Consider the following 22,588-nt stretch of genomic DNA (forward strand, 5'->3'; position numbering starts at 1 on the left):
CGTCGGGCGGATTCGGGCGCCTCGTCTTCTCCTGCACACGCGGCCGATTCCTGCGCATGCGTGCACATCAAGCGATGTCTGTGCGGGAGCGCCGTGCGATGCGATGACATGGGGGAATGGCGGAGACGGAAACGAAGGCGAGCGGTGCGGCACTGGTGCCCGGTGCGCATCGGACGATCAGGAGGATCGACGCGGACGAGGGGCCGTACACGGGAACGCTGGTCACCCGAGGCGCGGCGATGGCCGTTCTGGTGGACTCCGCCTCGATCAGCGGGTGGGCTGGGTGGGACCACGCCGGTGACGACCACGTCGCGGGGCCGCTCGACATCGTGCGGCGCGCCGACGGGCACGACGCGCTGCTCCCATGGTGCACCGAGAGGGTCGCGACGTTCGTCGGTCGTCGCGCGGCAGCCGACGTCGCGCTCGGCTCCGGGGAGATGACGACCCTGGTCGCCAGCATCCTGCGAGGTCTGGGCGAGCTCGGACGGACCGACGAGCACGAACACACGGGTGGCTGGTGGCTCACGGATGACGGGCGACCGACTTTCGTGATCGGCGCAGGCGAGACGGCACGGACGGCAGCGGCGGGTCTCGTCGCGCGGATTCGCGAGGACTGCGTCGACCGCGCACTCGGTCGCCTGCTCGTCACGATCGAGGAAGGGCTGAGCGCTGCCACAGGACGGCCGGGGATGCCGATGCGACAGCTCGAGGGGTGGGAGGCGGACCTGTTCGACACCGCGGCGCCGAAACCGCTGAGACGCGATGTGCATGCGCCTGAGCTGGCAAGAAGTGCGGACGCAGCGATCCGCGCAGCGGTCGTGCGACCCGACGCGCGAAGTCGGGTGAGAACTCGTGCCACTCGACCCATGGCGGATAGCCGCGTGCGCGCTGTGACGTCTCGCGTCGTCGCGCCCTTGCTGCGGCGCCTCGACCTCTGGCGGGGCGCGATGCTCTTCGTGGTCGCGCGCCGGCATCGGAGAGACGCGGATCGAGCACGCGCCGCCCGCGTCGACAGCAGTGTGGAGGCCCCCACAGCGGGCGTCCGAACCCCCGTGCGACGTGGGCGGAGGGCGATCGTCGCAGCGGCTGCGGCCGTAGCGGTGCTCGCCGGCGGACTCCTCTGGCCGGGAGGCGCGACAGGGGAACCGGGCGACGGGGGTGCCGCGGCGGTGCCGACGAGCGCTCAGGACGCGGAGCAGATCGACTCTGCGTCCGCCGATCCGTCACCGGCGGCGACGCCGACGGCACCCGAACCGACGCCGGACGAGTCCCCGAAGGGATCACCGCCCGAGCGAGCCGATCCGGAGGATCCGGTCGAGGCGGCGCACCACCTCATCGACGCGATCAGGACCTGCGCGGCGAACGACGACGCGGTCTGCGCCGAAGCGGTCGCTCAGGGGTCCATCGGGGTCGCGGACGCATTGGCGGGAGGTGAGGGAGTGCTACAGCTCGAACCCGTGGACGAGTACGGGGATGTCGCCGTGATCCGAGCTTCTGCGTCGGGAGGGGAAGAGGACGGTGCGGAGTCCGCGGCCGGGGAGCGCATGGTCGTACTCGTCCGGGTGGCAGAGAAATGGCTGGTCCGCGACGTGTACGACGTCGCGGACCAGCCAGGATGATGCGGTGGTCAGGCTCCGAGCTGAGCGGCGAACTGCGCCGACTCGAGGCGGGCCTTCACAGCACCGAGGAAGCGAGCGGCGTCTGCTCCGTCGATGATGCGGTGGTCGTACGAGAGAGCGAGGTACACGTACGAGCGGACGGCGATCGCGTCTGCGCCGCCGACCTTGACGAGACCGGGGCGCTTGACGACCGTTCCGGTGCCGAGAATCGCCGACTGCGGCAGGAAGACGACCGGAGTGTCGAACAGCGCGCCACGCGAACCCGTGTTGGTCAGCGTGAACGTGCCGCCGGCGAGCTCGTCGGGCTTCAGCTTGTTGTCGCGCGTGCGTGCCGCGAGGTCGGCGATCTCATGCGCGATCTCGGCGATGTTCTTCGACGCGGCGTCGCGCAGCACCGGCGTGAGCAGACCGCGCTCGGTGTCCACGGCGATCGAGACGTTCTCGGACTCGGGGTAGACGATCTGCTCGCCGTCGACCGTGGCGTTCACGATCGGGAAGGCGCGCAGAGCCTCAGCGGCAGCGAGGGCGAAGAACGGCAGGAACGACAGCTTGTCGCCCGTCTTCTCGAGGAAAGACGCCTTGACGCTGTCGCGGTACTCCGCCAGAGCGGTCACATCGACCTCGACGACCGTCGTGAGCTGTGCGGTCTGCTGCATCGACTCGACGGCGCGCTTGGCCAGAACCTTGCGCAGGCGCGACATCGGCTGCGTGGTGCCACGCAACGGCGAGACCTCGAGCGGAGCGGGCGCAGCAGGGGCGGCCGCAGCGGCGGGTGCCGCCGACGCGCTCTCTGCGGCCTTGAGCACATCTTCCTTACGGATGCGTCCGCCGACGCCGGTACCGGTGACACTGGCCAGGTCGACGCCCTGCTGCGAAGCCAGACGGCGCACGAGCGGGGTCACGTACAGGTTGTCGCTCTCGGTCGGGAGGGACAGCTTCTGCTCGGCCGGAGCCGGAGCCGATGCCGCCGCGGGCGCGGGCTCGGACGGCGATGCCGGCGGGGCGGGGGCGACAGGTGCGGACGCACCCTCGCTTGCCGGAGCCTGCTGCACGGGGGCTTCTGCCGCGGGAGCAGCAGGCGCCTCTGCCGCAGATGCGGGAGTCTCGGTGGGAGCGGCAGGAGCCTCGGCGGCCGGAGCCTGCGCAGCCGGTGCGGCGGCGGGAGCTGCTCCAGAACCGACACGAGCAAGCACAGCGCCGACCTCGACGGTCTCGTCTTCGGCGGCGACGATCTCCTGCAGCACGCCGGCGACGGGCGAGGGGATCTCGGTGTCGACCTTGTCGGTCGAGATCTCCAGCAGTGCCTCGTCGACCTCGACGGTGTCGCCGATCTGCTTGAGCCAGCGGGTGACGGTGCCTTCGGTCACACTCTCGCCGAGTTCGGGGAGGACGATGTCCGTGGCGTCGCCTGCGGGGGCAGCGGCCGGGGCAGCCGCGGCAGCGGGCGCAGCTTCGGCAGCAGGAGCGGGCTCCGAGGGGGCCTCGGCCTGCGGTGCGGCAGCCTGAGGCGCCTCCTCCGCGGCCGGCGCTGCGGCTGCAGGAGCATCCTCGGCAGGAGCAGCGGCGCTGCCGTCGCCGATACGCGCGAGCAGCGCGCCGACCTCGACGGTCTCGTCCTCGGCGACGAGGATCTCCTCGATCACACCGGTGACGGGCGAGGGGATCTCGGTGTCGACCTTGTCGGTCGAGATCTCGAGCAGGCCCTCATCCGCCTGAACGGTGTCTCCCACCTGCTTGAGCCAGCGGGTGACGGTACCCTCTGTGACGCTCTCGCCGAGAGGGGGGAGGACGACGGATGTGCTCATGACTGAGTCTCCTTCAGGAAGTTAAATGACGCGTGTCTAGCTTAGTGAACTGTTCACCGGTTGGTGTTCAGAGGGCGTGCAGCGGCTTTCCGGCGAGCGCGAGGAAGGCTTCACCGAGCGCCTCGCTCTGTGTGGGATGCGCATGGATCAGGGGGGCGATGTCCTCGGGGTGGGCCTCCCACGCGACGGCCAGCTGGCCCTCGGTGATGAGCTCGCCCACTCGGTCGCCGAGCAGATGGACACCGATGACCGGCCCGTCCTTGAGTCGGACCACCTTCACGAGGCCGGCTGTGCCGATGATCTCGCTCTTGCCGTTGCCGGCGAGGTTGTACTCGTACGCCACGACAGCATCGGCGCCGTGCTCGGCGACGGCAGCCTCCTCCGTGACGCCGACCGAGGCGACCTCGGGGCTCGAGTACGTGACCTTCGGGATCTGGATGTGGGGGACGTGCGCGGGGGAGAGGCCGGCGATGCGTTCCGCGACGGCGATGCCCTGCTGGAAACCGCGGTGAGCGAGCTGCAGACCGGGCGTGATGTCTCCGACGGCCCAGAGCCCGGGCACACCGGTGCGCAGGTCCTGATCGACCGTGACGAAACCACGATCGAGAGTCACGCCGGCCTCTTCGAAGCCGAGGTCGGCCGTGACCGGACCTCGTCCGACCGCCACGAGAAGGTAGTCGGCGGTGAACTCCTTGCCGTCCTCCAGCGTGACGGTCACCGAGCTGTCGTCCTGCGTGGCGCTCTGGTAGCGGATTCCGAGGGAGTACTGGATGCCGCGGCGGCGGAACGCCCGTTCGAGGCCCTTGCTCATCGCGATGTCCTCGTTGGGCACCAGGTGCGGCAGCGCTTCGATGATGGTGACCTCGGTGCCGAACGAACGCCAGACGCTGGCGAACTCCACGCCGATCACGCCGCCGCCGAGCACGAGCACGCGCTCGGGGATCACGTCGAGCGACAGCGCCTGTTCGCTGGTGAGGATCCGCCCGCCGATCTCGAGTCCCGGGAGGGTCCGGCTGTACGAGCCGGTGGCGAGGATGACATCGGCGCCGACGTAGACGTCGTCGCCCACGCTCACCGACCGGTCGGCGTTCAGGCGACCGAAGCCGGCGACGGTCGTGATGCCGCGGGCCTTCACCAGGCCCTCGAGGCCCTTGTACTTCTTCGCGACGATCCCCTCGCGGTATGCGCGCACCCCGGCGGGGTCGATTCCGTCGAGGGTCGCGGAGATGCCGACGTGGGCGGCGTCTCGCACATGCTCGGCGACCTCGGCCGCGTGCAGCAGCGCCTTCGTCGGGATGCAGCCGCGGTGCAGGCAGGTGCCGCCGACCTTGTCCTTCTCGATGAGCGCGACGGACTTGCCGAGCTCGCTCGCACGCAGAGCAGCGGCGTACCCGCCGCTGCCTCCGCCCAGGACGACGATGTCGAAGGTGTGCGTGGTCATGGTCATGCCTCCTTGTGGGATGCTTCGGCGAACGCGATGATCGACCGGACCATCGCTCCGGTGGGGCCCTTGTCGGTGAAGCCGTACGGTGCGCCGTTGTGCTCGCCGGAGCCGGCGATGTCGAGGTGCACCCACGGGATGCGCGGGGCGTCCTGCTCGTCGGAGACCCGGCCGACGAAGCGGCGCAGGAAGAGGCCGGCGTACGACGCCCCACCCATCCGATCGCTCATGTTGGCGTTCTGCATGTCGGCGATGGGGGAGTCCAGCGAGTCCTCCATGTAGGCCGGGAGCGGCATGTGCCACGCGAGCTCATCGGCGGCGTCGGCGGCGGCGAGGAACTCCGCGACGGCGTCGTCGTCACCGAACACGCCGGTGTGGCGGTGCCCGAGAGCCATCACGATCGCTCCGGTGAGAGTCGCGACGTCGATGATGACGTCGGGGTTCTCGCGGCTGGCCGCGACGAGACCGTCGGCCATGACCAGGCGCCCCTCTGCATCCGTGTTCGGAACCTCGACGGTCGTGCCGTCGAGGATGCGGATGACGTCTCCCGGACGCAATGCACGACCTGACGGCATGTTGTCGGTGATGCAGAGCCAAGCGGTGACGTGCACGGGCAGGGCGAGAGCGGCGATCGCCCGCAGTGCTGCGACGCTCGTCGCGGCACCGGCCATGTCGAACTTCATGCCGACCATCGAGGCCGCCGGCTTGAGCGACAGCCCACCGGTGTCGAACGTGATCCCCTTGCCGACGAGTGCGATGTGACGTGTGGCGTTCGCGGGTGCGTAGTCGAGACGGACGAGGCGCGGCGGCCTGTCGGAGCCCTGCGCGACGCCGAGGATACCGCCGAAGCCCTGTTCGGCGAGCGACTTCTCGTCGAGGATCTCCACCGAGACATCCGCCAGCCCGTCGACGCTGTCGGCTGCGCTCTGTGCGAGCTGGGCCGGGCTCTGCCACTCGGCCGGGACGAACACGAGATCCTTGATGAGGGCCATCGCCTCGCCGACGGCGATGGACCTGGAGAGTGCGGACTCGTCGAGGTCGGCATGCAGCAGGACGGAAGACGCGCGGGTCTTGCCCGACTCCTTGCGGTAGCCGTCGAACCGGTAGCCGCCGAGCACGGCGCCCTCTGCGGCGGCGGCCGCGAACTGCTCGAGACCGGGAGCCAGGGCCACCGAGACCGTCTCGAAGCCGGTCAGAGACCGGAGGGCTGCGCCTACGGCGTTGCGCACGGCGGAGGCATCGGGCTCACGGCCCACGCCGACGACGGCGAACGGCAGGGTCGTGACCTCGGGGGCGTAGGCCCGCGTGAACGACGAGGCCGAGCCGGTGTGGCCGACGGCCTGCAGGGAGTCGGCGAGTCCGGGGTAGCCGGTCAGCGACTCTGCGGAGTCCGAGATCTCGGGGATGACGAGCACTGCGGCGTCTGCAGCGCTTCCTGGGAACTGATCTGAGGTGCGCGAGAGCGCGGGAAGCGTCATACCTCCATCCTAGGAGGGTCGCGCGCCCGGGTGCCGAGCGGGTGTTCGCTCTCAGCTTGAAGGTCACCGCCCGGCCGTCCGAAGCTGCTCGTAGCATTGACTCATGCCCTTCTCCGGAGAGATCCATGAACGTGTAGCGAACGCACCGGTCGTGCCGCGCGGACTGCCCCTTGTCCTGCTCCTGACGGGTTTCACCGACGCAGGCAGCGCCGTCTCCGGGCTCATCGAGCACCTTCGCGAGACGACGTCGCCCGAGCCGATCGCCGTCTTCGACAACGACGTGCTGCTGGACTACCGCGCCCGCCGCCCGGTGATCTCCTTCGACCAGGATCACCTGACCGAGTTCCGTCCTGCCCGGCTGGAGCTCTCGCTGGCGACCGACGCCCTCGGCCAGAAGTTCCTCCTCCTCGCCGGTTACGAGCCGGACTTCGCCTGGAACGAGTTCGCGCGCACCGTGCTCGAGCTCGCCGACGAATTCGAGGTCTCCGGACTCAACTGGGTGCACTCGATCGCGATGCCGGTCCCGCACACCCGCCCCATCGGCACGACGGTGAGCGGCAACCGCCGTGAGCTCACCGTGGCTCACTCGGTATGGCGCCCGCGCACCCAGGTGCCGGCCACTGCGGGGCATCTCCTCGAATTCCGCTTCGCGGAGCACGGCGAGCGCGTCGTCGGGTTCGTGCTGCTCGTGCCGCACTACCTCGCCGAGACCGAGAACCCCGACGCCGTGATCGCGGCAGCCGAGAAGCTGATGGCCGCCACGGGCCTGGTCATCCTGCTCGACGAGGTGCAGGAGCGCCGCCAGGACTACCTCACGCGCGTCGACGACCAGGTGCTGGGCAACGATGAGCTGCAGCAGATGGTGCAGGGGCTCGAGCGCCGCTACGACGCGTATATGGCCGGTCGTGATCCTGAGGACGGGTCGTACGACGAGGGCGGATTCAACGAGCGCGACCTGCCGAGCGCGGACGAGCTCGCCGCAGAACTCGAGCGCTACCTCGCCTCGCGCCCCAGCGGCGACGAGGACAAGCCGGGTCGCGGCTGACATCGAGCGAGCGAACTTGGGCGGATTGCACCTGCATGCCCACACGTGTGCGATACTAGGACTCTGACCCGTTGTCAATCGATCTTTCCGGAGATTGGACTTGACAAGGGTCTTACTAGTGTCCGAAATGCTCCGGGGCCTGCGAGCGGCCCCGTGAAAGGCGAAACGTGACTCCTGCCACGACGAAGAAGACCCGGACGAAGAAGACCGCCGACGCTCCCGAGGTCGATGCTCCGGTCGAGGAGGCCGCTGAGAAGCCGGCGCCCAAAACCGCCGCGCAGCGTGCCGCTGCCAAGCGCGCGCCCGCGAAGAAGAAGAAGGCCGATGACATCGTCGAAGACGACGAGACTCCTCCCGCCGCAGAGCCCGATGAGGACGATGAGGACTCCAAGCCGAAGTTCACCGAGCCTCTGCCCACGGGAGCGATCGTCATCTCGTCGAACGACGACGAAGACGTGCCCGTCTACTCCACCCAGATCACCGGTGCGACCGCCGACCCTGTCAAGGACTACCTGAAGCAGATCGGAAAGGTCGCCCTGCTGAACGCGGCCGAAGAGGTCGAGCTCGCGATGCGCATCGAGGCCGGCCTGTTCGCCGAGGAGAAGCTCTCCACGATGACGGCCGCCGAGAAGGCCAGCCAGCTCGGGCTCGACCTGCAGTGGGTCGCCCGCGACGGTCAGCGCGCGAAGAGCCACCTGCTCGGTGCGAACCTCCGCCTCGTCGTCTCGCTCGCCAAGCGCTACACCGGCCGCGGCATGCAGTTCCTGGACCTGATCCAGGAGGGCAACCTCGGTCTGATCCGCGCCGTCGAGAAATTCGACTACACCAAGGGCTTCAAGTTCTCGACGTACGCCACCTGGTGGATCCGTCAGGCGATCACCCGCGCGATGGCAGACCAGGCCCGCACCATCCGCATCCCCGTGCACATGGTCGAGGTCATCAACAAGCTCGCCCGCGTGCAGCGCCAGATGCTGCAGGACCTGGGCCGTGAGCCCACGCCCGAAGAGCTCAGCCGCGAGCTGGACATGACGCCCGAGAAGGTCGTCGAGGTGCAGAAGTACGGCCGAGAGCCGATCTCCCTGCACACGCCTCTCGGTGAGGACGGCGACAGCGAGTTCGGTGACCTCATCGAGGACACCGAGGCAGTGGTCCCCGCGGATGCCGTGGGCTTCACGATGCTGCAGCGTCAGCTGGAGCAGCTGCTCGACTCGCTCTCCGAGCGTGAGGCCGGTGTCATCCGGATGCGCTTCGGACTCGGCGACGGACAGCCCAAGACCCTCGACCAGATCGGTGACACGTTCGGCGTGACGCGTGAGCGCATCCGTCAGATCGAGTCGAAGACGATGGCGAAGCTCCGCCACCCGAGCCGCTCGCAGTCGCTGCGGGACTACCTCGAGTGATGCAGGCGAACGAAGGCAAGGCGCTCGAGGCGAGCGTCGACGGCAAGAACTACGCGCGCATCCCGCTGCGGACGCGCGTCGTCATGCCGAACGACGACCTCGACTCCGTCGTCCTGGAGTACGCGAAGGAAGCTGTTCAGCCCGGTGACCTGCTGTTCGTGACCGAGAAGATCGTGGCGATCACGCAGGGCCGGTCGTACCGGCTCGACGAGATCACGCCCCGTCCGCTTGCGCGCTTCCTGTCGCGATACGTCGTCCGCACCTCCTACGGCATCGGTCTCGGCATGCCCGAGACGATGGAGATGGCCTTGCGCGAATGCGGCACCCTGCGGATCCTCTTCGCAGCCGGCGTCTCGGTGATCACCAAGGCCTTCGGGCGCCGCGGTGACTTCTACCGCATCGCAGGTGACAAGGCACGCGCCATCGACGGCCCGACGAAGAACACGATCCCGCCGTACAACCAGGCGGTCGTCCTCGGACCGAAGAACCCGCGTGAGGTGGCCCTCCGTCTGAAGAAGATGCTCGGCGGCGACCTCGAGGTCGCCGTCGTCGACATCAACGACATCGGCGGCAACATCCTCGGCTCGACGCTCGACAAGGCGGGGGAGCGTCGGCTCGTCCAGATCCTGGGCGACAATCCTCTCGGCCAGGCGACGCAGTCGACCCCGATGGGGATCGTCCGCGAGGTCTGACCTCCGCGTGATCGACGCCTCAGCAAGAAGGGCCCGGATGCTCAGCATCCGGGCCCTTCTTCATGCCTGCCGCGGTCAGAACCCGATCGCGGCCTGGTAGCGCGGCTTGTGCCCTGTGCGGATCCCGGTGACGCTCGGCTTGTTCTCGTACACGCCGGCGCCCCAGTTGCCCTCGACGAGCACCGGACCGTCAGGCGTGACCACGACATCCCAGCCGACGTACTGGATCTGCGGTACGACGCGCGCGACCTGATCGACGAACTCGCGGACCTCGTCCATCATCGGCAGCTGGAAGTCGGCGATCGGGAAGCCGGAGTCCGGGTGCGTGACGTGCACGTGGCCGTGAGAGTCGTATCCGGATCCCACAGAGTGACCGTTCTCGTCGAGCATCGTGTAGAAGCCGCCGAAGCTCATCTGGTCGCTCACCGCTCCGCGTCCGAACTTCTGGGCCATCGCGAGGATGTGCGTCTTCTCGCCATCGAAGAATGCGGTGATGCGGGTGGTGTTCACGGTGCCGGGGCACACGGCCGCGAGGTCGGCGTGCTGGCGGATGACCTCTTCGACGAGGACCTGCTTCTTCGAGAGCAGCTCGGCGTGGAACGCATCCCAGTCGGTCACGTCGGCGGCGTGGTAGCGGTGGACACCCGTGCCCGCCTGGCCGTGCGTCTCCTTCACGACGATCGTGCCCTGGCGCTCGGTGAATGAACGCAGCTCGTCCGCGTTGCCCTGCGTGATGAGCATCCACTCCCTCTTGAGGAAGGCATCGAAGACGGCGTTGAACTCTGCCTTGTCATGGAACAGGTGCCGATAGTCGGGGTGGTCGTACTTCTGCGAGATCTCGTTCGACACGGGGTGGGTCATGAACGTGTCGCGCTCCGCCTTGGTGAGGATCGCGAAGTCGTAGTCGATGTAGTCCTGGAACCCGACGTTGTGGCGGCCCGCTGACCACAGCATGTCGACGACCACGAGGGGAACGGCCTTGCCGTGCTGAGAAGACGCCTCTTTGGCCCTCTCGATGACCGAGGCGACGTCGATGCGGCGAGCACGCGCCAGCAGATAGCGGACGCGGGGCGCGAGGGAAAAGCGTGACATGGATCTCCAAGTTCGGGGTCCCCTCCAGTCTACGGTGGGTGCGTGGAGCATCCTGAGAAGGCGGAGCTAGGCTGGAAACGTGTGTGAGAAGACATCCAGCTCCCGCCCGCGCGCGATGATCTCGCGGTCGGCGCTCGCGGTCGCATCCGCTGCCGCCGTCGATGCAGGGGGACGCGTCGCCGACCTCCGCCGCGATGCCTGGGGGCATGGGGTGCTCTCCGTCGCACACGCGGTGGTCGCCGCCGGTGCGGAGGCCGTGCTGGTCGACCATGCCGAGGAGGTCGAGGCCCTGGCTCTCGAAGGCATCGACGCCGTGACGACCGGCGCGCCGGATATCGACCCCTTCCTGCTCTACGGGCTCCCCGATGCGGAGGGAGCACTGAGCGCGAGGCCGGTCATGCGGCTCGTCGGCAGAGTGCTTTCCACGAAGCCGCTCAGGGCCGGAGACGCGGTCTCCTACGGCTACACCCATCGAGTGGCCCATGACACGACGGCCGCACTCATCACCGGCGGCTACGCCCAGGGGATCGTGCGCGCGCTGGGCAATGCCGCCCACGTGGAGATCGACGGTGTGCAGCGCCCGATCATCGGGCGTGTCGCGATGGATGTGTGCGTGATCGATCTGCAGGGATCCGCCGCCGTCACCGTGGGCGCCGAGGCCACCTACTTCGGAGGTCGCGGGCCGGCCGCTCCCGGGCTCGCCCGATGGAGCGCCGTCACCGGACTCACGATCGCCGAGCTCGTCACCGTCGCGGGTGCACACGCGGAGCGGGGGTGGGAGGCATGAGTCGGCCGGAGCTGCGGATCGACACCGACCTGTTCCGAGCGAACATCCGCGCGGTCCGCGATCGCATCGCCCCGTCGGAGCTCATGGTCGTCCTCAAGGACGACGCGTACGGTCACGGACTCCGGTGGGCCGTCGAGGCGGCGAAGGACACGGGCGTCGAGTGGTACGGGTCATACGACGTCCGAAGCGGGGTCGAAGCACGACGCGTGCTCGGCGACACCGGTCGGATCTTCGCGTGGGTCACCTCGACGGACGAGGAGATCGACGACGCGCTGCGCGCCGACATCGACCTCGGCGTCGGATCGGCGGAGTACCTGGCGCGCATCACCGCCAGGGCTGCGCATGCCGGCGCGCGGGCACGTATCCACCTCAAGATCGACACGGGGCTGCATCGCAACGGTCTGCTCCCGGCCGAGTGGGAGCGCACCGTCGCCGATGTGCGCGCGGGTGAAGCGGCGGGACACCTCGAGCTCGCCGGGATCTGGAGCCATCTCGCCGAGGCGAGCGACGACGAGGACGACGATGCTCAGGCCCTGTTCCTCGATGCCGTCCGTGTCGTGGAGCAGTCCGGACCGACGCCCGAGGCGCTGCACCTGACGGCATCCGCTGCGTCCTGGTGGCGGCCGGAGCTCCGCGGCTCGCTGTCTCGGATCGGGGCGTTCTGCTACGGCGTCCGCTCGGCGGAGGGACCCGACCTGCCGGGTGTCACGCCGGTGGCCGAGCTCACGGCGACGGTCCGGAAGATCTCGGACGGGAACGCTCAGGTCGGCGTCGGGTCGTTCGACGGCATCCCGTCCACTCTCGCAGGAGCAGACGTGGGCACCCCGGGCGGATCTCGCGAGCTGCTGCGGATCGACGAGACGACGTCGCTGGTCCAGGGGTGGCCGGGGATGCAGATCGGCGACTCGGTCTGGCTGTTCGGCGCGGGCGAGCACGGAGAAGCGAGTGCGACGACCCTCGCCGAGCGCGTCGACTCCGTCGGCGAGGAGATCCTCACCCGGCTCACGAGCCGCGTGCGCCGGGTCACCACCCCTTAACGAAGGCGGAGCCCGTCTGATGACGGGCTCCGAGGCGGATCGAACCGCGATCGATCAGTCGATCAGTCGTGCGGTCTCGTCGTGCCAGCTCGTTGCGATGCTGCGGAGCTTCTCTTCGTACTTGCGACCGTGGTGGGCGCAGAACAGGAGCTCGGATCCGTTGACCTCGGCGGCGATGTAGGCCTGAGCGCCACATGAATCACAGCGATCCATGGCGGTCAGGCGGAACTCGACGGCGGAGGTCTCACGTTCGGTCGTTGCGTTCATCTCGGGGCCTCCTTGAGTGTCGGGTTCGCTGGCTGGGCGTGTTCAATACAACCACGCTGGGGCTGTGTGCATGCCCGGTTTGCGGCGTGTTTCGCTCAGCGCGTACGCGCGGGTGCCGTACTGAGGGCTCCCGGGGAGTGTCTGCGGCTGGTGGAGAGGCATCGCGAATAGACTCGGAGATTGTGACCGCCGAGTATTCCGCCCATCATCTCCAGGTGCTCGAAGGGCTCGAGGCCGTCCGCAAGCGCCCAGGTATGTACATCGGCTCGAACGGATCCCCGGGCCTGATGCACTGCCTCTGGGAGATCATCGACAACGCCGTCGACGAGGCCGTCGCGGGCAACGGCTCGAAGATCGACATCATCCTGCATGAGGACGGCAGTGTCGAGGTCCACGACCGCGGTCGCGGCATCCCCGTCGACGTCGAACCGCGCACCGGTCTCACCGGCGTCGAGGTCGTCTTCACGAAGCTGCATGCCGGCGGCAAGTTCGGTGGAGGCTCTTACGCGGCATCCGGTGGTCTGCACGGTGTGGGCGCCTCTGTGGTGAACGCCCTCTCGGAGCGGCTCGACGTCGAGGTAGACCGAGGTGGCAAGACCTATGCCATGTCGTTCCATCGCGGCGAGCCCGGACTCTTCGCCGACAAGGGTGAGAAGCGGCCGGACGCTCCGTTCACCCCGTTCCAGGACAAGAGCGAGCTGCGGGTCGTCGGCAAGGCGCCGCGCGGCACGAGCGGAACACGTATCCGCTATTGGGCTGATCACCAGATCTTCACGAAGGATGCCGCGTTCCAGCTCAACGACCTGGTGACTCGCGCACGTCAGACGGCGTTCCTCGTCCCAGGGCTGGAACTCGTGATCCGCGACGAGCGCGCGGCCAACGGCGCCGAGGTCGAGGGCCAGCCGATCGAGACGTCCTACCGGTACGACGGCGGCATCTCGGAGTTCGTCGAGTACCTCGCGAACGACGCTCCCGTCACCGACACCTGGCGCATCCAGGGCGAAGGCACGTTCAAAGAGACAGTGCCGGTGCTGCAGGCCGACGGCCACATGATCGCCACAGAGGTCGAGCGCGTCTGCGCCGTCGACATCGCGATGCGGTGGGGCACCGGCTACGACACGACCACGCGGTCGTTCGTCAACATCATCGCGACCCCCAAGGGCGGCACCCACCAGCAGGGCTTCGAGCAGGAGCTGCTCAAGGTGCTGCGCTCGCAGGTCGAGCAGAACGCACGTCGATTGAAGGTCGGCAGCAACGACAAGCTCGAGAAGGACGACGTCCTCGCCGGGCTCACCGCGGTGCTCACGGTGAACGTCCCCGAGCCGCAGTTCGAGGGCCAGACGAAGGAGATCCTCGGCACCCCGGCCGTGCGTCAGATCGTGGCCCAGGTGCTCCGGAAGGATCTCGGCGCCCGATTCAGCTCGACGAAGCGCGACGACAAGAGCCAGTCGACGCAGCTGCTCGACAAGGTGGTCGCGGAGATGAAGGCACGAGTCTCCGCTCGTGCCCACAAGGAGACCCAGCGCCGAAAGAACGCGCTCGAGTCCTCGACCCTTCCGACCAAGCTGGTCGACTGCCGCACGAACGAGGTGGAGCGCAGCGAGCTGTTCATCGTCGAGGGAGACTCCGCGCTCGGCACAGCGAAGAACGCACGGAACAGCGAGTTCCAGGCGCTGCTGCCCATTCGCGGAAAGATCCTCAACGTCCAGAAGGCGTCGGTCGGCGACATGCTGTCGAACGCCGAGTGCGCATCGATCATCCAGGTGATCGGTGCGGGCTCCGGCCGCAGCTTCGACATCGACGCCGCGCGGTACGGCAAGGTCATCCTGATGAGCGACGCCGATGTCGACGGCGCGCACATCCGCACGCTCCTGCTCACGCTGTTCTATCGCTACATGCGGCCGCTCATCGAGCATGGCCGCGTGTTCGCCGCGGTGCCGCCGCTGCACCGCGTGATCGTGATGAATCCGGGCTCCAAGCCCAACGAGACCATCTACACCTACAGCGAGCAGGAGATGCACGCCCTTCTCGCCAAGCTCCGCAAGTCGGGCAAGCGGTGGCACGAGCCGATTCAGCGTTACAAGGGACTCGGCGAGATGGACGCGGAGCAGCTCGCCACGACCACCATGGAACGCGGCGGCCGCCTGCTGCGCCGGGTGCGCATGGAGGATGCCGAGGCGGCGGGTCGCGTGTTCGAGCTGCTGATGGGCAACGAGGTCGCGCCTCGACGTGAGTTCATCATCGATTCGTCCGATCGCCTCTCCCGGGAATCGATCGACGCCTGATCGTTCAGCGCCTCAGCGCCAGAGCCGCGCGGTAGACATCGAGCAGCGCGTCGCGGTGGGCGTTCGGCAAGCGGCGTGGAACAGAGCTCAGACCAGAGTGCGGCCGATGCTCCCGATCACGCCGTCCACCGGCTGACCCGATGCGTCGCGTCGTGCGCCGGGTTCGGGGAGCTTGCGCACCGCACCCGTCGGATCGACGGCCTGCGCCGGGCTCGGCCCGACCCAGGCGACCATGAGGCGGTCCTCGCCCTTCAGGAAGGCGTGGGCACGGACTCCGCCGGTCGCTCGGCCCTTCGAGGGATACTCCGCGAACGAGGTCACCTTGGCACGTCCCGGTTCGGTACCGGGCAGGCTGCTGTCGGAACCGGAGACCGTGGCGACGACGGCATCGGCATCCGGAGTGACAGCGCCGAAGAACAGCACGGACGCGCCGGCCCCCAGCTTCATGCCCGCCATACCGCCGGCTGGCGCTCCCTGCGGGCGCACGGCTGAGGCCGAGAAGCGCAGCAGCTGGGCATCCGTGGTCACGAACACGAGGTCTGCGTCATCCTGAGCCTCGACAGCACCCACGACCGTGTCGCCGGGCTTCATGCCGATGACCTCGAGGTCGGGACGCACGGGGAGCGTGGAGGGAACGATCCGCTTGACTGTGCCCTGGGCCGTGCCCAGGGCGATCGGGACATCGCTGTCGAAGCGCACGAACGCGAGGATCCGCTCTCCGCGGGTTGTGATCCCGAGGTAGTCGCGCAGCGGCGCGCCTGCCGCGAGCTGCACGGAAGACGACGGTACCGACGGCAGATCGACGGGGGAGAAGCGCAGCACGCGCCCTTCCGTCGTCAGCGCACCGATCTCCGCGCGCACCGTCGTGTCGACGGTGGTCAGGATCGCGTCGTGCTTGCTTCGTCGGGCCGGCAGCGTGAGCTCCTGCCCCTCGGCGAGGTCCACGCGCACGGCGCGTCCGGTGGTCGACAGCACGAGCACGGTGGGAGCATCGGCGATCTGCAGGTCGACGGCCCCCTTCGTCGCGCGCGGCTTCGGGGGCGCGGCGTTCATCAGGAGCGTACGGCGAGGAGTGCCGTAGGCCTCGGCTGCGGCATCCAACTCCTGTGCGACCACTGCGCGCAGCAGGGCCTCACTCGACAGGAGATCGCGGAGTCTGGCGATCTCGGCGAGCAGCGCGTCGCGCTCGGTCTCGAGCTCGATGCGCGAGAACTTCGTCAGACGCCGCAGGCGCAGCTCGAGGATGTACTCCGCCTGCAGTTCGCTGAGGTCGAAGACGGACCGCAGTCGTGCGCGCGCCTGCTCGGAGTCGTCGGAGGAGCGGATGACCTGGATGACCTCGTCGATGTCGAGGATCGCGATGAGGAGCCCCTCGACGAGATGCAGACGCTCTTCGCGGCGAGCGAGGCGATAGCGGCTGCGGCGCGTGATGACCTCGAGCCGGTGCGCGACATAGACGCGCAGCATCTCCTTGAGCCCGAGGGTGCGCGGCTGGCCGTCGACCAGAGCCACATTGTTGATGCTGAAGGAATCCTCGAGAGGCGTGAGCCGGTAGAGCTGCTCGAGGACGGCGTTGGGGTCGAACCCGGTCTTGATGCCGATCGCGACGCGCAGGCCGTGGTTGCGGTCGGTGAGGTCGGTCACGTCGCTGATGCCCTGCAGCTTCTTCGACTGGACGGCGTCACGGATCTTCTCGATCAGTCGCTCCGGCCCGACCATGTACGGCAGCTCGGATACGACGATGCCGGTACGCCGCGGGCCGAGTGGCTCGACCGACACCTTGCCGCGCACCTTCAATGCGCCGCGTCCGGTCGCGTATGCGTCCTTGACTCCGTCGAGACCCATCAGGATGCCGCCCGAGGGGAAGTCCGGTCCGGGGACGAACTCCATGAGCTCTTCGGTCGTCGCGTCGGGATTCTCGAGCAGGTGGGTGGCGGCGGCGACGACCTCGATCAGGTTGTGCGGTGCCATGTTGGTCGCCATGCCGACGGCGATACCGCTCGCTCCGTTGACGAGCAGGTTCGGGAAAGCCGCGGGCAGCACGGACGGCTGCTGGAACTGGCCGTCGTAGTTCGGGATGAAATCGACGACGTCCTCGTCGAGGTTCTCGGTGAGCGCCATCGCGGGGGAGGCGAGACGCGCCTCGGTGTAGCGCGCAGCCGCGGGACCGTCGTCGAGCGAGCCGAAGTTGCCGTGTCCGTCGACCAGCGGCACGCGCAGCGCCCACTCCTGGGCGAGGCGCACGAGGGCGTCGTAGATCGCCGAGTCGCCGTGCGGGTGCAGCTTTCCCATGACCTCGCCCACGACGCGGGCGCTCTTGACGTGACCGCGGTCGGGACGGAGGCCCATCTCGGCCATCTGATACAGGATTCGTCGCTGCACGGGCTTCAGGCCGTCGCGAGCGTCGGGCAGAGCCCGCGAGTAGATCACCGAGTAGGCGTACTCGAGGAAGGAACCCTGCATCTCTGTCTCGAGATCGATGTCCTGGATGCGCTCAGGGGCGAGCTCGGCAGGCGGGGTCTTCGGCATGGGCATCCTGAATGGTGCGAGGCTGAGGGCGTACGGGAGCCTGTGTCAGACTGGCTCGGATGTCCCTCATTCTACCGTCCGAGTCGCCGGCAGCCCGGAGCGTCGTCGGGGTGGCGGACGACGTGTTCGCCGCTCTGCGCGGTGAGTCCGCGACCCTGCCGCGGGCTGAGTCCGTCGTCCTCGTGCTCATCGACGGCCTCGGCGCCATCAGTCTGCGCGCCCATGCCGGCCACGCCAGAGCGCTCACCGCCGGCATGGCGAAGAAGGATGTCGCCCATTCGGTCTTCCCGTCGACCACCGCGGCGGCTCTCACCAGCATCCTCACGGGCACATGGCCCGGCCAGCATGGACTGGTCGGCTACCGGGTCCTCGATCCCGACAGGGACGTGCTGGTCAACCAGCTCACGGGCTGGGAATCGGAAGGTCTCGATCCGGCGACGTGGCAGGCGGCTCCGACGGTCTTCGAGCGCGCCAGGTCAGAGGGTCGTCCGACCTTCGCCGTCGGCGTCGCGGCGTACGCGGGGAGCGGGTTCACCCGTGCGACGCTGCGCGGTGCCGACTTCGTCGCCGCCCAGACACCCGCCGAGCGAGTGGAGGCCGCATACGACCTCGCGGAGCGCCACCCGGGCTCGCTCGTCTACTGCTACCTGCCCGAGGCCGATAAGGCGGGGCACAGATACGGCCTCGACTCCGCGCACTGGATCGCCGCGCTCGAGGAGATCGACGCCGCGCTCTCACGACGTGTGCCGCCGGGTGTCGGTGTGCTCGTGACGTCGGACCACGGCATGCTCGACGTGCCGGCACACCGGCAGATCGTTCTCGAGGCAGAGCACCTCGAGGGAGTTCGCCATCTCGGTGGGGAACCGCGGATGCTGCACGTCTATGTCGAACCGGATGCCGACGCATCTGCGGTCGCCGAGCGGTGGGTTCGTGACCTCGACGGCGTCGCTGATGTCGGAACCCGGGATCAGGCGATCGCGACGGGGTTGTTCGGCCCGAAGGTGACCGAGGCGGCCTCGTCGCGGATCGGCGATGTCCTCGTCGTGGCCCGGGGCAACGGTGCCGTCTACGACGGCACGGCTGCAGACCAGCGCGGCCGTGGAATGATCGGGCAGCACGGGGGACTGACTCCGGAGGAGCGTCAGGTTCCGCTGCTCAGGTTCGGAGCCTTCGCGCGCTGAGTCCTCGCACTCGTGCCGGGTGCCGGTCTACTCGTCGGTGCGGGCCCCGAAGACGATCTCGTCCCACGACGGCATCGCGTTGCGGCGTCGACGGCGACCGTTGCCCTCGTTCGCGGGCTCCGGTGCGGGCTCCGGCTCGTCACTCTCCGCAGGAACGCTCTCGAAGGCGTCGAACAGCGCGATCGGACTCTGGTCCGTGTTCTCGTCGTCCGGCTCGTCGAGGATCGGTGCGGTCTCGCGCTGACCCCGCCGGCGTCGCAACGCCTCGAGCAGGTCGGCGGTCTCGGGGCTCGTCGTCGCGGACTCCGGTGCGCGCTTGATCGCGGCGTCCTGCGCCGCTGCCATCGAGCGCTCTGGGGCGATGCTGTCGTCGACCTCGGCTTCGGGCGCCGGGAGCAGACGTGGCCCGAATGCGCCGGAGTCGAAACGGCTGTCGTCCTTGTAGGGCGATGCCTGCCGCTCGGCCTCGACGGCGCGCAGTCGCGGGATGAGTCCGTCCGGCAGCGAGCCCTGGCGAGACAGCTGGGTCGCATCGGCGTTGAGCGGTGCGAGGGCGCTGCGGCGGGGGTCGAAGCTCCAGCGAGCGTCGTGCTCGACCTCGTTGGCGGTGAACTCGAGCTTGATGATCCAGCCGCTCTCGTCCTTCCAGCTCGCCCAGCGCTCGGCAGAGGCCTCGACCTCTGACAGCTTGGCTCGGATCGCGGTGCCGAAAGTCGGCTGAGCGTCGGGCTCGACATCGCTGCCGATCAGGACGGGTACGGCGAGCGCCTGGCCGATGACGTGCTCGCGCTCGGCGAGAACGGGTCCTTCGAAGCGGATGACGTCGTCGACGCCGATGCCGAGGAGGGCCGCGACCTCGGGCGCCGTGAGACCGGCGCGGATCTGAGCCTGGATGTCGCGCGGGCTCGCCGCGAGACGCTGAGCAGCCGGCTCGCTCTGTCGCGTCGCCCGACGGATCTCTCGGTGCAGGACGTCGTCGATGGGCAGCGCGAACCGCTCGCCCGACTCGGTCGCGAGTACGAGCAGTCCTGCTTCTGTGCCGACGATGGTGACGTTTTCCATGCGAATGCCCCTCTGATGGGTGTGCGTTCATGGTGTCACGCGGGGCCGCTCAGAACCGGGAATAGTCTGGGCGTGCCGTGAGTTTGGTCTGTCGCAGCCGCGGGCATTTGCTTATTCCTCCGCGGTCATGCAAACTATGGCCGCCGATTACCCCGACGGCGCACCACCCACTCGCATGAAAGTGGAGATTTACCACATGGCAACCGACTACGACGCTCCCCGCAAGAGTGAAGACGACTCCGAGTCGATCGAAGCCCTCAAGGAGCGTGTGCCGGACAAGCTCTCCGGCTCATCGGGAGACGAAGACGCGGACAACCCGTCCAGCTTCGACCTCCCGGGAGCGGATCTCTCCGACCTCGAGCTCGATGTCGTCGTGCTGCCCGCGCAGCAGGACGAGTTCACCTGCATGAACTGCTTCCTCGTGAAGCACCGTTCTCAGCTCGACCACGAGGGCGCATCCGGCCCCATCTGCAAGGAGTGCGCCGCCTGAGCGCACCATAGAGCGAGATCTCACGCGCCCCCGACCGCTTGGTCAGGGGCGCGTCGTCTTTCCGGCCTTGAGCGGCGTGATCGATCCCGCAACGTGCTCAGGCGGGCGGCGTGGTCAGCGCTGGGCCGCAACGATCGCGGCGGCCAGCCGATCGGGCGTGCGCGACGAGATGGTCCAGGTGTCGACGGGATCGTCGGGGTCGATGTTCGGAACGACGACGATTCCGTCGACCCCGCCCCGGATCAGATGCCAGCCTCGCGCCGGGAGCCCCGGTCCTCGAGCCTGGCGCGCCTCTTCGCCGTTCAGCGCCCGTGGTGTGCCGAGGTGTCGGACGTCGATATGCGCTCGACCGGCCCGCAGCACATCGCCGTCGACCGAGACGGGCGGGGCGAGTGCGAGGAAGGCGATCACGAGGAGAGCCGAGACCGCTGCGCCGACGACCAGGGCGATGGTCGAGCCGACGGGCACGAAGATGAGCGCCACCATGGGGCCCGCCAGAGCGACCGTCACCAGCAGCCACAGGCTGGGGGACAGTCTCTCGCGGTAGTGGATCCGCGCGTCAGGAGCGATGTTCTGCATTAGCCTCGTGGGGTGACTGATTCCGTTGATGTCCCCATTATCACCTCTGTGGTGCCCGGCTATGCCCACCCCGGTGATGCGGGCGCCGATCTCGTCGCAGCCGAGGCCGTCCACCTGGCACCCGGCGAGCGGGCGCTCGTGGCCACCGGAGTGCGCATCGCGCTGCCCGAGGGATACGCCGCATTCGTGGTGCCGCGCAGCGGGCTCGCGGCCAAGCACGGGATCTCGATCGTCAACTCGCCCGGCACGGTGGATGCCGGCTATCGCGGTGAGATCAAGGTGAGCCTGATCAACACCGACATCCACAGCGCGTACGATGTCGCCGTCGGCGATCGCATCGCGCAACTGATCGTGATGCCCGTGACCCGAGCCGTGTTCATCCCGGTCGAGGAGCTGCCAGAGAGCGTCCGCGGCGAGGGTGGCTTCGGCTCGACGGGCTACCAGGCAGGATCCCATTCCCCTTCGGCAGGACAGACCAATGACTGACAACAACGCGACTCCTTCGAAGTCCGCACCGGACGACCGGGCGACACAGGGCCCGTTCGACGACTCCGAGGCGAACCCCGTCCGGCCCTACATCGATCTCGGCGGCATCAAGATCCTTCCGCGCGAGGGCCTCAACCTTCGGCTCGAGGTCGAAGAGCAGTCCAAGCGCATCGTGGCCGTCGGGCTCGACTACGCCGATTCGTCCCTGCAGGTGCAGCCTTTCGCGGCACCGCGCTCGGGCGGCCTCTGGGACGAGACCCGGGTGCAGCTGCGTGATCAGGTGCGCACCCAGGGCGGCCGGGTCGAGGAGCGGGACGGTCCCCTCGGCAAGGAGCTCCTCGCCGAGGTTCCCGCGGCGGCCAACGAGGGATCCGAGCTGCGCCTCGCGCGCTTCATCGGCATCGACGGGCCCCGCTGGTTCCTTCGTGGGGTCATCGGCGGAGCCGCGGCATCCGATCTCGAAGCGGCCGCCAAGGTCGAGGATCTGTTCCGGTCGATCGTCGTCGTGCGCGGTGGCGCTCCGATGCCGCCGCGCGACCTGATCCCGCTGAAGATGCCCGCGACTCCCGGCTCCGCGTGACCACCCCGGCCCCGGAGCCCGAGCGCGAGCAGAGCGCGTCGGACATCGTCGGCGCGGCTCTCGGCGGCGCCGCTCGCCGAGCGGGTCTCGACCCGAACGAGAGCGGCGCGACGCACCGTGTGGTGTGGTCCGCGATCGGCGGATGGCGCGGCATCCTCGAGTCCGTCCTTCCGAGCCTCGCGTTCGTCATCCTCTTCACCATCCGCCCCGAGCCGCTGATCGTTCCTCTGGGCGTGTCGGTCGGGCTCGCCGCGGTGTTCACCGTCGTGCGGCTGATCCAGAAGTCACCCCCGTCTGCGGCCATCGGCGGTCTCGTGGCCGCCGCAGCCGCGGCTGCGCTCGCGCTGTGGACGGGCCGCGGCGAAGACAACTTCGTCCCCGGCCTCATCACCAACGCCGTCTATGGCACCGGCATGCTGGTGTCGGCGCTGATCGGCTGGTCGCTGATCGGTCTCGCGGTCGGTTTCCTGATGGGGGAGGGCACCGCATGGCGGCGCGACCGTCGCAAGCGTCGTGCCTTCCTGTGGCTCGGCGTGGCCTGGGCCGCTCTGTTCTTCGCACGTCTCGCAGTGCAGTTGCCGCTGTACCTCGCCGGAGACGTCACCGCGCTCGGCACGCTGAAGCTGATCATGGGCCTGCCGCTGTTCGCGCCGCTGATCGCCGTCACCTGGCTTGTCGTGCGCGCGCTGTATCCGCGCGGCGCCGATGCCGACAAGGCCGCTCAGCCGTGATA

The 22,588-nt window shown here is 68.6% G+C and carries 20 protein-coding genes; 12 read left to right on the forward strand and 8 right to left on the reverse strand.

Annotated elements, in window-relative coordinates; translation table 11 throughout:
- The first annotated feature begins 116 nt into the window (after positions 1-116).
- Positions 117-1,619 (forward strand): hypothetical protein, encoded by a 1,503-nt coding sequence (locus ACZZZF_RS02240; RefSeq protein ID WP_463496919.1) that lies wholly within the window; start codon positions 117-119, stop codon positions 1,617-1,619.
- A gap of 8 nt (positions 1,620-1,627) precedes the next feature.
- Here the strand turns inward: ACZZZF_RS02240 and sucB are convergent, their stop codons facing one another.
- The 3 genes from sucB to ACZZZF_RS02255 form a co-directional block, all read right to left on the reverse strand.
- Positions 1,628-3,424 (reverse strand): 2-oxoglutarate dehydrogenase, E2 component, dihydrolipoamide succinyltransferase, encoded by a 1,797-nt coding sequence (gene sucB / locus ACZZZF_RS02245; RefSeq protein WP_463496921.1) that lies wholly within the window; start codon positions 3,422-3,424, stop codon positions 1,628-1,630.
- Positions 3,425-3,491: 67 nt separating this feature from the next.
- Positions 3,492-4,865: a dihydrolipoyl dehydrogenase gene (lpdA, locus tag ACZZZF_RS02250; protein WP_463496923.1), complete on the reverse strand. Its 1,374-nt coding sequence runs from the start codon at positions 4,863-4,865 to the stop codon at positions 3,492-3,494.
- Positions 4,866-4,867: 2 nt separating this feature from the next.
- Positions 4,868-6,343: a leucyl aminopeptidase gene (locus tag ACZZZF_RS02255; protein WP_463496925.1), complete on the reverse strand. Its 1,476-nt coding sequence runs from the start codon at positions 6,341-6,343 to the stop codon at positions 4,868-4,870.
- 103 nt (positions 6,344-6,446) lie between these two features.
- On the opposite strand from ACZZZF_RS02255, the gene ACZZZF_RS02260 reads away from it, so the two are divergent.
- The 3 genes from ACZZZF_RS02260 to ACZZZF_RS02270 all read left to right on the forward strand — a co-directional run bounded on the left by ACZZZF_RS02260 (position 6,447) and on the right by ACZZZF_RS02270 (position 9,480).
- Positions 6,447-7,388, forward strand: a complete 942-nt coding sequence (locus ACZZZF_RS02260) for a proteasome assembly chaperone family protein (RefSeq protein WP_053096264.1) — start codon at positions 6,447-6,449, stop codon at positions 7,386-7,388.
- Between the two features lie 167 nt (positions 7,389-7,555).
- Complete coding sequence (locus tag ACZZZF_RS02265) at positions 7,556-8,788, forward strand: RNA polymerase sigma factor (protein WP_053096261.1); 1,233 nt, start codon at positions 7,556-7,558, stop codon at positions 8,786-8,788.
- Positions 8,788-9,480 carry a coenzyme F420-0:L-glutamate ligase gene (locus ACZZZF_RS02270; RefSeq protein WP_053096259.1) on the forward strand — a complete coding sequence of 231 codons (693 nt, stop codon included), beginning with the start codon at positions 8,788-8,790 and terminating at the stop codon, positions 9,478-9,480. The genes ACZZZF_RS02265 and ACZZZF_RS02270 overlap by 1 nt, the downstream gene beginning before the upstream one ends.
- Before the next feature lie 75 nt (positions 9,481-9,555).
- Here the strand turns inward: ACZZZF_RS02270 and ACZZZF_RS02275 are convergent, their stop codons facing one another.
- Positions 9,556-10,572 (reverse strand): sugar-transfer associated ATP-grasp domain-containing protein, encoded by a 1,017-nt coding sequence (locus tag ACZZZF_RS02275; RefSeq protein ID WP_053096256.1) that lies wholly within the window; start codon positions 10,570-10,572, stop codon positions 9,556-9,558.
- A gap of 79 nt (positions 10,573-10,651) precedes the next feature.
- On the opposite strand from ACZZZF_RS02275, the gene ACZZZF_RS02280 reads away from it, so the two are divergent.
- A complete protein-coding gene (locus ACZZZF_RS02280) occupies positions 10,652-11,359 on the forward strand; it encodes an alanine racemase (RefSeq protein WP_230101208.1) in 708 nt (235 codons plus the stop codon).
- Positions 11,356-12,396 (forward strand): alanine racemase, encoded by a 1,041-nt coding sequence (locus tag ACZZZF_RS02285; protein WP_463496928.1) that lies wholly within the window; start codon positions 11,356-11,358, stop codon positions 12,394-12,396. The genes ACZZZF_RS02280 and ACZZZF_RS02285 overlap by 4 nt, the downstream gene beginning before the upstream one ends.
- A 54-nt stretch (positions 12,397-12,450) precedes the next feature.
- Here the strand turns inward: ACZZZF_RS02285 and ACZZZF_RS02290 are convergent, their stop codons facing one another.
- Entirely contained in the window at positions 12,451-12,663 is a 213-nt protein-coding gene (locus tag ACZZZF_RS02290) for a DUF7455 domain-containing protein (RefSeq protein ID WP_042540282.1), read from the reverse strand.
- Positions 12,664-12,845: 182 nt separating this feature from the next.
- On the opposite strand from ACZZZF_RS02290, the gene ACZZZF_RS02295 reads away from it, so the two are divergent.
- Complete coding sequence (locus tag ACZZZF_RS02295; protein WP_082297819.1) at positions 12,846-14,948, forward strand: DNA gyrase/topoisomerase IV subunit B; 2,103 nt, start codon at positions 12,846-12,848, stop codon at positions 14,946-14,948.
- A gap of 87 nt (positions 14,949-15,035) precedes the next feature.
- Here ACZZZF_RS02295 and ACZZZF_RS02300 read toward each other — a convergent pair whose 3' ends face one another.
- The gene (locus ACZZZF_RS02300; protein WP_082297818.1) at positions 15,036-17,477 is read right to left on the reverse strand and encodes a DNA gyrase/topoisomerase IV subunit A; all 2,442 of its coding nucleotides are present in this window, start codon (positions 17,475-17,477) and stop codon (positions 15,036-15,038) included.
- Positions 17,478-17,536: 59 nt separating this feature from the next.
- Here ACZZZF_RS02300 and ACZZZF_RS02305 point away from each other — a divergent pair, with 59 nt between their 5' ends.
- The gene (locus ACZZZF_RS02305; RefSeq protein ID WP_463496931.1) at positions 17,537-18,658 is read left to right on the forward strand and encodes an alkaline phosphatase family protein; all 1,122 of its coding nucleotides are present in this window, start codon (positions 17,537-17,539) and stop codon (positions 18,656-18,658) included.
- Positions 18,659-18,685: 27 nt separating this feature from the next.
- Here ACZZZF_RS02305 and sepH read toward each other — a convergent pair whose 3' ends face one another.
- A complete protein-coding gene (gene sepH / locus ACZZZF_RS02310; protein ID WP_053096248.1) occupies positions 18,686-19,720 on the reverse strand; it encodes a septation protein SepH in 1,035 nt (344 codons plus the stop codon).
- 196 nt (positions 19,721-19,916) lie between these two features.
- On the opposite strand from sepH, the gene ACZZZF_RS02315 reads away from it, so the two are divergent.
- The gene (locus ACZZZF_RS02315) at positions 19,917-20,210 is read left to right on the forward strand and encodes a DUF4193 domain-containing protein (protein ID WP_042540214.1); all 294 of its coding nucleotides are present in this window, start codon (positions 19,917-19,919) and stop codon (positions 20,208-20,210) included.
- 114 nt (positions 20,211-20,324) lie between these two features.
- Here the strand turns inward: ACZZZF_RS02315 and ACZZZF_RS02320 are convergent, their stop codons facing one another.
- Complete coding sequence (locus ACZZZF_RS02320) at positions 20,325-20,789, reverse strand: DUF3093 domain-containing protein (protein ID WP_056278808.1); 465 nt, start codon at positions 20,787-20,789, stop codon at positions 20,325-20,327.
- A gap of 12 nt (positions 20,790-20,801) precedes the next feature.
- Between ACZZZF_RS02320 and dut the strand changes: the two genes are divergently transcribed.
- From dut to ACZZZF_RS02335, 3 genes are read left to right on the forward strand one after another with little or no spacing between them, the layout of a single operon-like run.
- Positions 20,802-21,275, forward strand: a complete 474-nt coding sequence (dut, locus tag ACZZZF_RS02325) for a dUTP diphosphatase (protein WP_053096244.1) — start codon at positions 20,802-20,804, stop codon at positions 21,273-21,275.
- A complete protein-coding gene (locus ACZZZF_RS02330; RefSeq protein WP_056278806.1) occupies positions 21,268-21,855 on the forward strand; it encodes a DUF3710 domain-containing protein in 588 nt (195 codons plus the stop codon). Before dut ends, ACZZZF_RS02330 begins: the two co-directional genes overlap by 8 nt.
- Positions 21,852-22,586, forward strand: a complete 735-nt coding sequence (locus ACZZZF_RS02335; RefSeq protein WP_372983504.1) for a DUF3159 domain-containing protein — start codon at positions 21,852-21,854, stop codon at positions 22,584-22,586. The genes ACZZZF_RS02330 and ACZZZF_RS02335 overlap by 4 nt, the downstream gene beginning before the upstream one ends.
- The last annotated feature ends 2 nt before the right edge of the window (positions 22,587-22,588 follow it).

It is taken from the genome of Microbacterium sp. AC215 (genome assembly GCF_979258645.1).